We start from the raw sequence: 15,400 nt of genomic DNA, 5'->3' as shown, positions 1-15,400 counted from the left end.
TAAACAGAAATTTTTAAAAAGTATACTCGTATGAAAAAAGGACTATTCACAATCTTGCTGTTATCTTTTATAAGTTGCCTTTCGGCACAGGATATACCATTGAACGCACCCACAAAAACGGGAGGAAAGCCATTACTGGATGCAATGAACGAACGTCAGTCGAACCGCAGCTTCGAGAAAAAGGATCTGCCGGCGCAAACTTTGTCGGATCTGCTATGGGCGGCTAACGGATTTAACCGGGAGGACAAACGTGTTGTACCTACATCGCAAAATCGTCAGGAAATGGACGTGTATGTTGTCTTTGATACAGGTATATACCTTTACAACGCTAAGGCAAACATCTTAAAACTTATACAGAAAGGTGATTTCAGACAGGCCCTGGGACAAGCTAATATATCGGAAAATGCATCCCTAACCCTTGTTTACGTGGCCGATATGAGTAAGGCTTCGAACCGTGAAGCCGGATTTATCGACAGCGGGTTCATTGCCCAGAATGTATATCTGTATTGTGCTTCGGCTGGATTAGGTTCTGTTGTGCGGGCTTCATTCCAAAGGCCTGATCTGCATAAAGCTATGAAATTGGCAGATAATCAGGAAATAACTATTGTTCAGGCTATAGGTTATGTGAAATAATAATCACAATTATAAAAGAGAAGAGGGTGTGTCAAAAGTAATTTTTACTTTCTTTTTGTCATGTTGAACGGAGTGAAACATCTCGTGTCCGGAGGGTTGAGATTCTTCATTACATTCAGAATGACAAAGAGGATAACACTTTAATAGAGCAGTTTGACTTTTGACACACCCTCTTTTTTATTCCTATTTATAAACTAATTTGACATTATCTATCCATAGCCGGCTATTGATGCTTCCTGTATATGCGCCTCCATTACTGGACGAGAATTGAACGATCAAATGAGTTACTTTTTCATCCGGAGCAGCCCATGCGACTTCGCGTATCGGCACCATTTTACCCTTACTATTCTTTGTATAATAGTATGTTTCTTCCTTATCTTTTAGTCCCATATAAGAGCCATAGAAACTTTTTGCAGTTACATCACCGTAATGAACCTCGAGACGGTGATTATTTTGCCAGCTTTCAACAGAATTCTGGAAACGTTCCCAGCCTGTACCCACTCTTTTTGCATATACATTGCCATCAGCATCTTCCCAACGGTATTGCAATAGTATCTGTACTTCGGCCATATCTTTTCTGTCAACTTTTTTCTGACCACTGAAACCTGTCGACCTTATACAATCCCCTCCGGTAGTTACCTTATAGTCATATTGCAGATATTTGGGACGACCAGTAAAAGCTATTCCCGTTATCAGTTTCGATTGCGGGTTATCTGTGCTCGTTATCGGCTCAATCATTTCTCCCAGAAATATAGTGCCACTGGCTAGTACGTTTATATTAATAAGTCCCAGCACTTTAACATTTTCTATCCTTGTTTCCAGCCGCGCACAATGTCCGCTTCCCCTTTGCTCCGGGAAAACAGTAATACTTGTCTTAGTTACACCTTTTACCTTTGCCAATACCGAAGACGTCGCCCAGGGAGATGATGTATTCTTATATGCGGCATCGACAAGTGTATCTCCTTTAGTAATCTCGTACAGATATCTGGTATTTCCCCCAATAATACCCGATTCTTTTATTTTTCTCACCATCCAGGTATCCATATTGCCAAAAGCTATTGACTCTACTTTTTCAGTCTGTGCCGATAGGCTAGAAACCATAAACAACACTACCAACGAGGTAATATATAGTTTTTTCATACTGATTCTTGTTTTTCGTTAATGACTCATATTTCTTTTTTCAATCATAGCCCTGTCTTGCTTCTTCAACCCCGCATTATAAAACGGAATAGGCTTGTCATGGTCGGTCAGGTACATCCTTGTTGTTACTTTCAGTTCCGGATTTACAAGCGATCTCTCCTTATTGAGATACTCTGTATCTATATGAGCCATATCGAGTAGTGTATGGAAAACCACATTAGTAGCAACCGGTTTCATATTGTTTTTGGTGGCATTTTCCACAATTACAGGATAATTTTGCTTATAGCTCGACGAGAACCATAATAACATAGGTACCCTAAGCTGATAAAATGTCGGATTGGGCGATGCATGCAAAAAGCGCTGACGATTGTCATCCAGTATATCTTCTCCATGATCGGACGTATAAAACATGGAGGAGCAGGCATCTGTCCTCTCCATGAGTTGTATCACATTATGTAAGAAATTATCGGTGTACCGTATTGTATTATCGTAGGCATTGATGAGAATAGATTTATTAGACCGGCTTATTTCCGTCACATTATCAGGCGTATATACCGAAAAATCTTTCGGATAGCGCTCTTTATAATTAAAGTGTGAGCCATATGTATGGAGAATGATAAACATATTACCCTGTACAGAGTCTATATAATGCTTCAACCGGGGCAAAAGCACTTCATCATAATTATTGGTAGTCTGGCCGAAAAATCTGAAATATTCAGTAAAATCAGCTTCCTTAGCAAAGAAATCAGTAAATGTGCGGTTTGCAGACTGGTTGGAAAGGAAAACCGTAGAAAATCCTACTTCCTTAAATGCCTTAATGATACTTTTTTGCTTATAAATAATATCATAATTCTCGGCCGAAGCCGCAGTCAACATAATCGAAACACTTTTGTGCGTTGTGTTCGACTGGGTAACGGCGTCCTGAAAAATAACAAGATTGCTATCTTTTTCCAAATACGGTGTTGTTTCTCTTTCGTATCCGTATAAGCTCCAGTTTTCTGCCCGGCCTGTTTCACCGATTACCAATAGATAGATTTCCCGCTGCCCGACAGAATCCTTTTTATGAGCATTGAATGTAAAATTCCTTGATGTTTCGTGATAGTGACTGCTCCTTTTCCATTTCTGACGGGCAAGGCCGAGATTATACGTAACATCTACCGGATATACATCTTCATGCATGGTAAAGCTATTTGTATTGGTATTATTCGCTGCAAATGTGAGCAGGTATGCCCCCAACATTATAACGACTCCGGCAATCATGATCCTTAGCCTGAATTTACCTGTAAGGTATACTTTCCTTTTGTTCGCAATGGCAGCTACAACTATTGTTGGCACATACACTATAATAACAAATACCACCGAGGCGAGTATACTATTCAAAACTTCGCTGGCTTCAGTGACGTTGGTTGTTACTACATTCAGAAACATATCTACTGCAATAACACCTTCTCCGAAAAGATAAAAGACTACAATCTGAAAAGCATGAATTATAAGTATAGGGATCAGTATCAACTGCATCAGGCCTACATTCTTCATTATTGTGAAAATGAAAAAGAAAAGTCCTGTTGGAAACAGTATCAAAATGACTTTCCCCCATAAATTATACGGCTCTGTAAAAATCAATCCCAGACTAGGTAACAGATTGACTATAACAAAGAATATAAACATTTTGACCGGATTTTCTAAAAATTCATCCAGATGTTTCTTGACTTCCATTATCCTTATATTCTAAAAAGCCTCGTTAATACTGAAGTAGAAGGAAGATTCTCCTTTACCAAACCCATAATCGAGACGGACATTTACCCTTTTTTTAAATTCCCAGCGATAGCCGATACCATAAGTAGGCAGTGTATGCCCCCATTCAAATTCAGAAAATTTAGAAAAAATATTTCCAGCGCCAACCCAAACGGCAGCACCACTACGTCCGTAGATATGTTGTCTCAACTCTATCTGCGATTGTATCATATTCTTATCCCTGTAACGCCCGGCGTAATATCCCCTCATTTGCCGTGAATTACCGGCCTGCGCCATCATATTCCACGTCACATCCCCATAATTGAAAAGGCCCTGTGCATCGAAAGCAATAACTCCTCCTTTCCATACCTGCTGGTAATACCTGAATATGACCTCTGTCTTGTTGAAAGTATAAGTGCTTCCAATAAACTTAGGATAAAAAATATGTTCTACGCTGGCATATATACCCTTGTATGGATTGGGGATAAAATCCCTGGAATCGTAGGATAGTATTAATCCGGCACCGACTGCTGTTGTACTCTCTCTTTCTGTTCCGAGGAGACTTATATCATCAAAATGCTTTCCCCTGATATTCTTCACATTGGTCGTAATCCCAAGATAGGTATTATTGGCCATCTTTTTCAGAAAGTCAAACTTCAGCTCTATTATCTGATTATCGTACTCCGAATAATAATCCTGTCGCCCTGCATCATAGCCTACTCCCCAGTAACGGCTGGGACGATATGCAAAGTACATATCGGCATCTATCCTGTATTTCATTTCAGGGAATAGGGTATTCCCACTTATCCCGATCACATAGGCTCCAGATGTGGTAATATCCCCATACAGGGAAACATTGGAAGGGGACATCTCCAGGTCCGTCCGGTCTATCCTGTATAATCCCGAAGCTACCATTCCTAATCCCAGCTTTGTGTCACTGGAATAATGAGGTCCTCCTATTATAGAAAAATCAAATTTCTTAGCAGGATCTACTTTATTCGATTTCTCGAAATATTCTATAAAACGTTTGAAAAATCCTTTCTTCCCAGCATTAAGCGTATCGGCTACTGCTGTAGAATCTGTCTGGGCACTCAGTAAAGTACTGAATACAATAAAGATAGATAGTAATGTAAGTTTCACCTGATGCATGAAACAAAATTAACAGTATTGTAATGTTTTTGTGAAATGTTTTATAAAGAATCACTTTCTTTTTTAGATAGTTTGCCATTTTTTAACAAAAAGAATTATTTAACTAATAAAGTTAATTTAAACATTTTGTTCATTTTCAATACTATAACTTTCTTTTATCATTAATTCTAAAATGCCATATACATCTTCGGACGAAATGTCCTTCCACTCTTTCATACTCATTTTTTTGTACAGTCCAATACCCCATATACCAATCCCAAGAGTTGATAACTTCTGCTCTTTCTCTGGGGTAATTGCTTTTGTAAAAGTAAATGGCAAGACTAACTTTACTTCCTTGTCAATCCGTACAACCTTAAAAGCAACATTATTAAATTCTCCTACAATTTCAATGATAGTGGCTAATTTGGTATTAGAATTAACATCAAGGCATAGAGTACCTAAATTAAAGATGTCCCTGAAAACTTTATTCTTCACAGAAAAGAGGCATAATAATCTTCTGTTTTGAATAAAACCGGAAAAGAATATTATCAGCATAATTAGCAATCCGAGCAGATTCCCGTATAAAATAGCAAGAAAGCACAAGGCTATTGCACCCCATATAGATTCTGCTATGAAACCATCTGTAATAATACCACCGACTATTATAATTACAGCAATTATTGTAAATATAAGACCTATCCATTTATAAGCAAATAGTAAGGTTGGTCTATTTAATCTAAAATAGTCAATAATTGCCATTATACCTGCAAATCATATATTCAGCGCACCGACCAATTCCGTTACCGATTTCAGGTTATTTCTGTCAAGGTATTCGGCTATACCATCCACAACCTTTACAGATATAGCAGGGTCTACAAAATTATGTGTCCCAATCTGAATAGCTGACGATCCGGCAAGGATAAATTCTATAGCATCCTGCCAACAGGATATACCACCCATACCTATAACCGGTATTTTAACGCTATTGTAAGTCTGCCACACCATTCTGAGAGCAACAGGTTTTACGCATGGCCCCGAGAGTCCCCCTGTTACAGTAGAAAGCACCGGACGCTTTCGATTAATATCAATAGCCATTCCCAACAGTGTATTGATCAAAGATACTGCATCTGCCCCTTCAGCTTCTGCCGCACGGGCAATCTCGGTTATATCGGTTACGTTGGGTGAAAGTTTCACTATTAAGGTCTTATCCCATACCTTTCGCACAGCTTTAGTAACTTCTGCTGCCGAATCGGCACATACACCAAATGCCATTCCACCCTCTTTTACATTAGGGCAGGAAATATTTAGTTCTATAGCCGGAATTTTGTCTAGTCCTACCAATTTTTCGGTGCATTCCACATAATCTTCGATTGTGGAACCCGATACATTCACGATTATGTGCGTATCTATATCTTTTATCTCAGGATATATGTTTGATACAAAGTAGTCCACACCCTTATTCTGCAGTCCCACAGCGTTTAACATACCCATAGGGGTCTCTGCCATGCGCGGATAGTCATTTCCCTGACGATCACGAATAGTAGTTCCCTTGACAAATATACCACCAATTCGCGAAAGGTCAATATAGTCAGAATACTCCTTTCCATAGCCAAAAGTACCCGATGCGGTCATCACAGGGTTCTTCAAATGTAAATTACCTATGTTTACTGCTAACTTATCCATGTCAACTTTTCTATATTAAATACGGGACCATCTATACATACACACACATTCCCTTCGCGGGTCTTCTCTACGCAACACAAGCATACACCAAACCCGCATGCCATAAGGTTTTCGAGCGATACTTCACAATTAATTTTATTCGTGTCGGCATACCTTGCTACAGCTACCATCATAGGCTTAGGTCCACATGTGTAAATCTGTGAAAAACGTATATTATTTAACACCGAATGATCGGTAACATATCCTTTTTCGCCAAAACTACCATCTTCTGTAGTGCAGAAAACTTCACCATACCGGGCAAAATCATCTAGCTGAAGTAAATCATTCTTCGATCTGGCACCTAGCAGAAATTTAGGTTTAAACCCTTTTTCTTTGAGACATGCACCCAAAAATAACATAGGAGCAGTTCCCACACCACCGCCTATAAGAAGTAGCTCATGCCCATTATCTGAATCAGGTATAGTAAATGTATTACCCAATGGCAACAGCAGATTTACAATCTCTCCGGCCTCCCATTCGCACATTTTACGTGTACCATCACCAATTACCTGTATCAGCAGCCATAATTCATTTTTAATCTTGTCTACATAGTTTACCGATATAGGCCGGCGCAGATAAGTAGAAGGAGAATTATCTACCTTCACTTCAACAAATTGTCCGGGAAACATATCCGGGAGTAAGGATTTGTCGGTAGTGGTAAGTTTTATGAGGCAATAATTTTGGTTCAGTTTGTTATTCTCTATAACAACTAAATCCAGTATTTTTTTCATTTACCTTCGTTTTTTTAGGAATATTATTCAGCTAGTTTTCGGGTACAAAGTTAATAAAAAACTGACAGAAATCAATTTGAAAATTTGAAGATATGCCAATATGCCAATGAAGAATTTCATCTTTATTCATTATTGATTTTTCAGTTGTAAACTTCATTGATTCCAAACAAAAAAGTTACAAAAGTTACACTTTTGCACTATTTATTCAGTTCAATGAATTTAACAAAAAGCTGACAAAACTGACTCTTTTACACGAAATACAAGTTTTTTAACTCGTCTACTTATATCTTGTTTACTTGTCAACTCTTTAACATTTTTTCAAAGAACTCCTTATCATTGGCATATTAACCTATTAGCACATAATGTATAGATAATTTTTTCAATATCCGATAAATTAATTTTCTAAAAAGATTTACTATCTTTATGACAAAGATTATCAATAATAACCGATGTATAAAGATAATTTTTCTTTCATAAACACATTTTTCAGCCCTCTATACTTAAATATAAAGGATAGAGACCACTTTTCGGCATATTCTCTTTTTATTATTCTTTAGAGGTAAACATTATTGCCTCCTCCTAATTTTTTATAATCTAAAACTTTATAATTCATATTACTATGGAATTACCATTTGCCGAATCGTGGAAAATAAAGATGGTGGAACCCATCCGTAAAAGCATACGGGAAGAACGTGAACTATGGCTTGCAGAAGCCAGATACAATATGTTTCAACTGAGAGCCGATCAGGTGTATATCGATCTTATCACCGACTCGGGAACCGGAGCCATGAGCGACCGCCAGTGGGCCGGCATGATGCTGGGTGATGAAAGTTACGCCGGAGCAACCTCTTTTTATAATATGAAAGAGGCTGTTTCAAGAATAACAGGCTTCGATTATGTACTGCCGACTCACCAGGGGAGAGCCGCCGAAAATGTGTTCTTTTCCGTTATGGTAAAAGAAGGAGATATTGTGCCGGGCAATTCACATTTCGACACTACAAAAGGACATATTGAGTCCCGCAAAGCTATAGCGCTGGACTGTACTATTGACGAAGCTAAAGATACCCAGCTTGAAATTCCATTCAAAGGGAATGTAGATATAGTAAAATTAGAGAAGGCTTTACAAGAGTACAGCGATCGCATACCATTCATTATAATAACCATTACAAATAATACTTCCGGCGGACAACCCGTGTCTATGCAAAATCTATGGGAGGCCCGTGTATTGGCTAATAAGTACGGAAAAAAGGTATTATTCGACTCGGCACGATTCGCCGAAAACGCTTATTTTATCAAAACCCGTGAAAAGGGCTTTGATAATAAGACAATCAAAGAAATCTGCCTCGAAATGTTCTCTTATGCCGATGGTATGACCATGAGCGCAAAAAAGGATGCGATTGTAAATATGGGCGGTTTCTTTGCAACAAATATCAAAGACTGGTATGATGCAGCAAAGGTAAAGGGCATTGCCTATGAAGGATTCCTTACATACGGAGGAATGAACGGACGGGATATGAATGCACTGGCTATCGGACTGGATGAAAATACCGAATTCGATAATCTCGAAAGCCGTATCAAACAGGTGGAATATCTGGGAAAGAAACTGGATGAATATGGAATTCCATACCAACGGCCGGCCGGAGGGCATGCTATTTTCGTTGATGCGACAAAATTATTGACACATGTACCTAAAGAACAATTTCCAGCCCAGACATTGACTGTAGAATTATATCTTGAGGCTGGTATACGGGGGTGCGAAATAGGATATCTTTTAGCAGACCGCGATCCTGTAACCCGTAAGAACCGATTTGACGGACTCGACTTGTTGCGTTTAGCTATTCCCCGCAGAGTTTACACGGATAATCATATGAATGTAGTCGCCGCTGCATTAAAGAATATCTACGATCGCCGTGAAAATATCACAAAAGGTTTGGAAATTATCTGGGAATCCGAATTGTTAAGGCACTTTACGGTAGAAATGAAAAGAATTGATTAGAAGGCGTAATATTAGAAAATAGCCTTTATCTGTCTAGATGAAGGCTATTTTCGTTTTATAGCGGCTTATTATCTGCGTTGAAAGTCTCGAATGTATTATCTGTATAATAAATGATTATTTTAGACACTTTTCGTTCTGGAACTTTTTGATATATAACCGTTTTATTTTCAATAATTTCCGGTTGTTTTAGAGGTTGCTCAACTATAATTTCCTTGCGATATTCTGTATTTTGTACATTATCGGCCGCAGATATTACATTCTGGGAGAATAGATCGGACTGAGGTGAATTATAGGATGTCGGATTTGCCGGAATTTGTTGCGTAGGAGCATTTCTATCCTTATATCCGGATTTATACATATCGCCACTCCCTGTTATCAGCCAGTCCGGGTTTATATAATCCATCTTAGAGAGGATGCGGGTTACAACATCCAGGCTTGGATTATTGCGTCCATTCAGAATATGTGATACAACAGCCCTTCCTAATTGCAGTTTATCTGCAAAAGAAGATGGTGACAGATGTTCCTGATCTATAATTTGTTTAATCCGGTCTTTCATGTGATGTAAATTATAATACTACAAATGTATATTATTAAATCAACAAATGAAAATTAATGCGATTTATATTTGTAAACAACAAAAGTAACCAGTCGTCGAACATTTGTATATTAAATATAGCTGAACATTTGTATACAATAAAAAGTACTGCTTTATATTATTGTTATAATATATTAATATATAATACTATAATTACGTATATATACACCTACAGGTGGTCTCTAAGAGTTATTTTCCTCTCTTTGAAGCAAAATCAAAAAGTAAACCTTTATAAAATAATTATAATATTCTGATTATTTGAATTTTATAATTCTAAAACATCAACATTTAACAATGAATAATTTGTGTACTATTGTATACAATACATTTGTACGTATCTATATCTCGTGGAGTTTATTTTTGTAATATTTAATATTTGTAGATAATATAATAATTGATAATACAAATGTAGATCATCATATAGTATACATTTGTATTCTGAATAATTAAACAAATACATCTGTAAGGCTGAAAGTTCCTATTTTACAAATAATCAATTATCTTTACATTCATAACAAAAATTCAAATCATATGAGAAAACTATTTCTGTTTACCTTATTTTGTTTACTCTGCGAGATTCACGTATTTGCGTGCACAAATTTATTAGTTGGCAAAAAAGCTTCTGTAGACGGGTCTACTATGATCACATATTCTGCAGATTCTTACGCACTATTCGGAGAATTGTATCACTGGCCTGCCAGAAAATATCCCAATGGTGTGATGCTGAAAGTTTATGAATGGGATTCTGGAAGATATATGGGCGAAATAGCCCAAGTAAACCAGACATACAATGTGGTTGGTAATATGAACGAGCACCAGCTTACCATTGCCGAAACTACATTTGGCGGCCGTGAAGAATTAGCCGATCCTGATGGAATAATGGATTATGGCAGCCTGATATATATCACATTACAACGGGCAAAAACAGCACGTGAAGCGATAAAAATAATGACTGATCTTGTAGCTGAATATGGCTATTATAGTGGAGGTGAATCATTCTCGATTGGTGATCCGAATGAAATATGGGTATTGGAAATGAGTGGCAAGGGTAAAGGCAATAAGGGCGCTGTTTGGGTAGCTGTACGCATTCCTGATGACTGTGTTTCTGCTCATGCCAACCAGGCGAGAATACAGCAATTCCCGCTGAATGATCCTGATAACTGTATTTACGCTAAAGATGTTATTTCTTTTGCCAGGGAAAAAGGATATTTTAGTGGTAAAGATGAAGACTTTAGTTTCGCTAAGGCCTATAACCCACTAGACTTTGGCGGACAGCGTTTTTGTGAAGCTCGTGTGTGGGCGTTCTTTAATCGCTATAATAAAGATATGGCTAAATACGTGACTTATGCACAGGGTAAAACACAAGAACCGATGCCTCTTTATATTAAGGCTAACAAAAAATTATCATTAGCTGATCTTCAGGCAATGATGAGAGATCACTATGAAGGAACAGAACTTGACTGGACAAACGACGTGGGCGCAGGCCCTTTTAAATCGCCATACCGCTGGGCTCCACTCACATGGGAATCCGATTCTGTAAAATATTGTAACGAGCGCCCTATAGCAACACAGCAAAGTGGTTTTGTATTCACAACACAAATGCGTTCGTGGTTGCCAAATCCTGTAGGCGGTGTAATTTGGTTTGGAACAGATGACGCTGCACAAACAGTGTTTACACCTATGTATTGTTCAATCACCGAAATACCTGAATGCTACCGCGAAGGAAACGGAGACTTGTATACATTCTCGTGGACATCAAGCTTCTGGATTCAAAACTGGGTATCAAACATGGTATACAACAGATATGAACCAATGCATGCCGATCTGGTAAAAGTACAGAATGAACTCGAAAATGGATTTTTTATGAATCAGGCCAGAATTGAAAAAGAAGCTGTTGAGCTATATAAGAAATCTCCTGAACAAGCGATACAGTACTTAACCCGCTACAGTGGTGAGCAAGCACAGTTTGCTTTCGATAAATGGAAAAAACTTGGAGAATTCCTTCTTATAAAATATATGGACGGAATTGTGCGTAAAGAAAAAGACGGACAATTTATCCGTAACGAACATGGCAAACCATCTTCTCCGCAACGTGTGGGATATCCGGAAGATCATTATCGCCGTGTAGTAAAAGAAACAGGCGACAAATATAAAGTTTTATACTAATTTTCACAAAACCCCTCTCAAACGAGGGGTTTATATTAATATACATTTCTATGCCTAAATGGCTTATATATAGCATACTATTTTCAATAAGCATTATAATCCTGTTTATTTTAACGCTGTTTCTGGGCTCTGTATCGATACCTGCATCAGCTATCCTCCAAATATTGCAGGGAAATGAAGTTGAAAAACAAGCATGGTCATATATTGTGCTGGAGTCACGCCTGCCTCAGGCAATAACCGCTCTGGTATCCGGAGGAGCTATAGCTGTTTCGGGACTTCTACTTCAAACTGCCTTCAGGAATCCTCTGGCCGATGCCGGGATTTTGGGGATAAGCGCCGGAGCAAATCTCGGGGTCGCATTAGTTGTATTGTTGATAGGAAACAGTATAGGATCGGTAGCAAGCTTCGACTTTTCGTATTCCATGAGCATTGTTATAGGGGCTTTTATTGGAGCATCAGTTATTCTTGCTATTATTATGGGATTCGCATCTGTAATCAGAAATAGTGTTATGCTGCTGATTATCGGTATCATGGTTGGCTATCTGACTTCATCTGTTATTTCCATCCTTCAATTCTGGAGTACTCATGAAAATGCTTATTCTTTTATGCTTTGGGGAATGGGAAACTTTTCGGGAGTTTCTATGGAGCAGCTACCATTTTATTGTATTATAGTAGGAATCGGACTTTTGTTATCAATTTTGTTGATCAAACCGCTCAATGCTCTTCTTTTAGGAGAAAGATACGCTGCAAATCTGGGAGTGAGTATAAAACTTATCCGGTTTTTATTGCTATTGTGCGCAGGGCTTATTACTGCTATTACCTGTGCTTTCTGCGGACCAATTGCTTTTATAGGATTAGCTGTACCTCATATTGCCCGTCTGTTATTGAGAACATCCAATCACAAATCTTTACTACCTGTTACTATCCTCATAGGATCGGCTACGGCTCTTTTATGCAACCTGATAAGTGTACTGCCGGGTGCATCGGGTGTTCTTCCTCTTAATGCTATCACTCCTATTTTTGGCGCGCCGGTAATTATTTATGTGATTCTGAATCAGAAAAAAATACAATATTTTAATTGAGATGGAGAAACACATTATTATATCTGCTGTGAATATCGGAATCGGTTATGGTAAAACAAAACACAGAGACGAAACGGCTTTATACAAAGGTCTTTCTTTTAATTTGTATCAAGGTGAATTAGTCTGTTTGATAGGGGCTAACGGAGCAGGCAAGTCTACCCTACTCCGATCCATAAGTAACTCACAACCAACACTTAACGGAAATATTTTCATTCAGAATAAAGACATAACCTTATATTCTGAAAAATCTCTTTCCAGATTACTGGGTTTGGTACTTACAGATAAAACGGCTACCGGAGGGCTGTTAGTCAAAGAGTTAGTCGAATTGGGAAGATATCCTTACACAGGTTTCTTCGGACAAATAAATAAGGAAGATAAAGATGTTGTTGAAAAAGCGATGACAGATGTCGGGATTATTCACAAAGCCAGTTCTTATGTAGCAGAACTTTCTGATGGTGAACGGCAAAAAGCAATGATAGCTAAAGCTTTAGCACAAGAATGTCCCATTATTTTACTAGATGAACCAACGGCTTTTCTGGATATTGAAAGCCGGATAGAAATAATGAACTTATTACATGAACTTGCTATAAATCAGAATAAAACAATTCTGCTATCTACTCACGATATCGATTTAGCTTTACTCCTTGCTGACCGCCTGTGGCTACTTTCGAAAGAAAAAGGTTTAGTCAGCGGCATCACCGAAGATATTATTTTATCAGGGATAATGGATAATTTTTTCAAAGGAGAGAATGTTGTATTCGACAGGTATTCAGGTAATTTCTTGCCTAACAGGAAAAGTAACAGAAAGGTTCATATTGAGACAAATAACCTTCTTTTACACTGGACGAAGAATCTTATTGAAAAACACGGTTATGCTTTAGCTATTGATAATGATATACCTCTGTTTTCTATATACATCTCCTCTCCCGATAATATTATTATAGATATCAACGGGGAAAAAACTAAATTAAATACTTTTGAAGAACTGGCAAATTGGCTCAGAAACTATATATAACTAACGCCGTTTACGTGCCATATCGATACGAAGAAAAATAAACAACAAAATAGTAAATCCCCAGAGTGAAGAACCTCCGTAACTAAAAAATGGTAAAGGAATACCAATAACAGGAGTAAGTCCAATGACCATCCCAATATTGATGATAACATGGAACAGAAAGATCGATGCTACACAGTATCCGTATACCCGACCAAATATACTTTTCTGTCTTTCTGCAAGATAGATCAGCCTAAGTATCAATGCCAAAAATAAAAAAAGTACGGCTACCGACCCGACAAAACCCTGCTCCTCGCCTACTGTACAGAAAATAAAATCCGTATCTTGTTCCGGTACATATTTCAATTTGGTCTGTGTCCCATTCAAATATCCTTTTCCTAAAAGTCCTCCCGATCCTATCGCTATCTTAGACTGATTAACATTATATCCGGCACCCATCAGGTCATCTTCCATACCGAGAGTGACTTTTATACGCATCTGCTGATGCGGTTGCATTACATCGCTAAACAGATAATCTACCGATCCCACAAATAAAACACTGCCTATGGCAAAAACGGCTGTCAGCAAATACACTTTCGACCAATACTTCTTAGCCAGAAAGAGAAGATATACAACCAGAGATCCAACTGATATTAAAGCAGTTACTCCAAAATCAACATCTATTCCTAATAAAGAAATAAGATAGGATATACCAAAAATTCCAATAGCACCCAGTACTATATTACGGGCTGCGATCTTGTCCTGACGATAACTTAATAACAGGATGGCAGCTATTATTATCACCAAAATAATTGTTATAAATTCACCTGTAGGAATTATCCCCATATCCGTTTCGGAATATTTCAGGCCAATAACAAAAAATACAATGGCCGCAATACCCAGAAATAACACGATACCCGGCAACCCCTCTCTGTATAACATCAGTACAAAGGCCGTATAAACTAATGCCGATCCTGTTTCTTTTTGTAAAAGAATCAGAACCATCGGTACGATTATAATAAGAGCTATCAGTAGTAAATTCTTAGGTTGTAATAGCTTAAAATTGTATGTATTCAAGAGCCGGGCCAATGCCAATGCTACTGCAAATTTAGCAAATTCGGCAGGTTGCAATCGTATAGTATCAGTTATCACAAGCCACGACCGGGAACCTTTTATATCGGGAGCTACGATTGCCGTGACCAGTAAAAGCAGCATAAAAAAAGCATATATATAATAGGCAAGAATATCATACATATTACTATCCAGTTTCAATATAATAAAACCTAATATGATAGATGTCCCCATCCAGATCAACTGAGAACCAGCCCTTCCATCGAACAGACTTCCGGCATGTTCATACTGGTAACTGGCTCCATATATACTCAACCATCCACACACAATGAGGATGAGATACAAAGCTATTGTAAACCAATCCAGACTCTTTTTTATATTTTCATCTTCCCGTTGGTACATTTTTAT

General features: G+C 38.0%; 13 protein-coding genes. 5 read left to right on the top strand and 8 right to left on the bottom strand.

From position 1 onward, the window contains the following. The first annotated feature begins 30 nt into the window (after window positions 1-30). Entirely contained in the window at window positions 31-633 is a 603-nt protein-coding gene (locus GGR21_RS05255) for a SagB/ThcOx family dehydrogenase (RefSeq protein ID WP_183306138.1), read from the top strand. Between the two features lie 183 nt (window positions 634-816). On the opposite strand, the gene GGR21_RS05250 is transcribed toward GGR21_RS05255, so the two are convergent. The 6 genes from GGR21_RS05250 to GGR21_RS05225 all read right to left on the bottom strand — a co-directional run bounded on the left by GGR21_RS05250 (window position 817) and on the right by GGR21_RS05225 (window position 7,088). Next, window positions 817-1,773, bottom strand: a complete 957-nt coding sequence (locus GGR21_RS05250; protein ID WP_183306137.1) for a PCMD domain-containing protein — start codon at window positions 1,771-1,773, stop codon at window positions 817-819. A gap of 18 nt (window positions 1,774-1,791) precedes the next feature. After that, window positions 1,792-3,489 (bottom strand): phosphoethanolamine transferase, encoded by a 1,698-nt coding sequence (locus GGR21_RS05245; protein WP_246347995.1) that lies wholly within the window; start codon window positions 3,487-3,489, stop codon window positions 1,792-1,794. 12 nt (window positions 3,490-3,501) lie between these two features. Further along, on the bottom strand, window positions 3,502-4,656 hold the full coding sequence (locus GGR21_RS05240; protein WP_183306136.1) for a BamA/TamA family outer membrane protein: 1,155 nt from the start codon (window positions 4,654-4,656) through the stop codon (window positions 3,502-3,504). 117 nt (window positions 4,657-4,773) lie between these two features. Further along, window positions 4,774-5,394: a hypothetical protein gene (locus GGR21_RS05235; protein ID WP_183306135.1), complete on the bottom strand. Its 621-nt coding sequence runs from the start codon at window positions 5,392-5,394 to the stop codon at window positions 4,774-4,776. Between the two features lie 12 nt (window positions 5,395-5,406). Then, the gene (locus GGR21_RS05230; RefSeq protein ID WP_183306134.1) at window positions 5,407-6,318 is read right to left on the bottom strand and encodes a dihydroorotate dehydrogenase; all 912 of its coding nucleotides are present in this window, start codon (window positions 6,316-6,318) and stop codon (window positions 5,407-5,409) included. After that, window positions 6,306-7,088: a dihydroorotate dehydrogenase electron transfer subunit gene (locus GGR21_RS05225; RefSeq protein ID WP_183306133.1), complete on the bottom strand. Its 783-nt coding sequence runs from the start codon at window positions 7,086-7,088 to the stop codon at window positions 6,306-6,308. The genes GGR21_RS05230 and GGR21_RS05225 overlap by 13 nt, the downstream gene beginning before the upstream one ends. Before the next feature lie 619 nt (window positions 7,089-7,707). Here GGR21_RS05225 and GGR21_RS05220 point away from each other — a divergent pair. Then, window positions 7,708-9,084: a tryptophanase gene (locus GGR21_RS05220; protein WP_183306132.1), complete on the top strand. Its 1,377-nt coding sequence runs from the start codon at window positions 7,708-7,710 to the stop codon at window positions 9,082-9,084. A gap of 55 nt (window positions 9,085-9,139) precedes the next feature. Here GGR21_RS05220 and GGR21_RS05215 read toward each other — a convergent pair whose 3' ends face one another. Then, window positions 9,140-9,640, bottom strand: coding sequence for a helix-turn-helix domain-containing protein (locus GGR21_RS05215; protein ID WP_183306131.1), 501 nt, complete (start codon window positions 9,638-9,640; stop codon window positions 9,140-9,142). A 570-nt stretch (window positions 9,641-10,210) separates the two neighbouring features. Between GGR21_RS05215 and GGR21_RS05210 the strand changes: the two genes are divergently transcribed. From GGR21_RS05210 to GGR21_RS05200, 3 genes are read left to right on the top strand one after another with little or no spacing between them, the layout of a single operon-like run. Next, window positions 10,211-11,845, top strand: a complete 1,635-nt coding sequence (locus GGR21_RS05210; protein WP_183306130.1) for a C69 family dipeptidase — start codon at window positions 10,211-10,213, stop codon at window positions 11,843-11,845. 50 nt (window positions 11,846-11,895) lie between these two features. Beyond that, a complete protein-coding gene (locus GGR21_RS05205) occupies window positions 11,896-12,927 on the top strand; it encodes an iron ABC transporter permease (protein WP_183306129.1) in 1,032 nt (343 codons plus the stop codon). Window position 12,928: 1 nt separating this feature from the next. After that, a complete protein-coding gene (locus GGR21_RS05200; RefSeq protein ID WP_183306128.1) occupies window positions 12,929-13,942 on the top strand; it encodes an ABC transporter ATP-binding protein in 1,014 nt (337 codons plus the stop codon). On the opposite strand, the gene rodA is transcribed toward GGR21_RS05200, so the two are convergent. Further along, entirely contained in the window at window positions 13,943-15,394 is a 1,452-nt protein-coding gene (gene rodA, locus GGR21_RS05195; RefSeq protein WP_183306127.1) for a rod shape-determining protein RodA, read from the bottom strand. Between the last annotated feature and the right edge of the window lie 6 nt (window positions 15,395-15,400).

This window comes from Dysgonomonas hofstadii, assembly GCF_014196915.1.
GTDB classification, from domain to species: Bacteria; Bacteroidota; Bacteroidia; order Bacteroidales; family Dysgonomonadaceae; genus Dysgonomonas; species Dysgonomonas hofstadii.
Note: the sequence above shows the minus strand (reverse complement) of the source record. Positions and strands in the feature narration are given on the sequence as shown.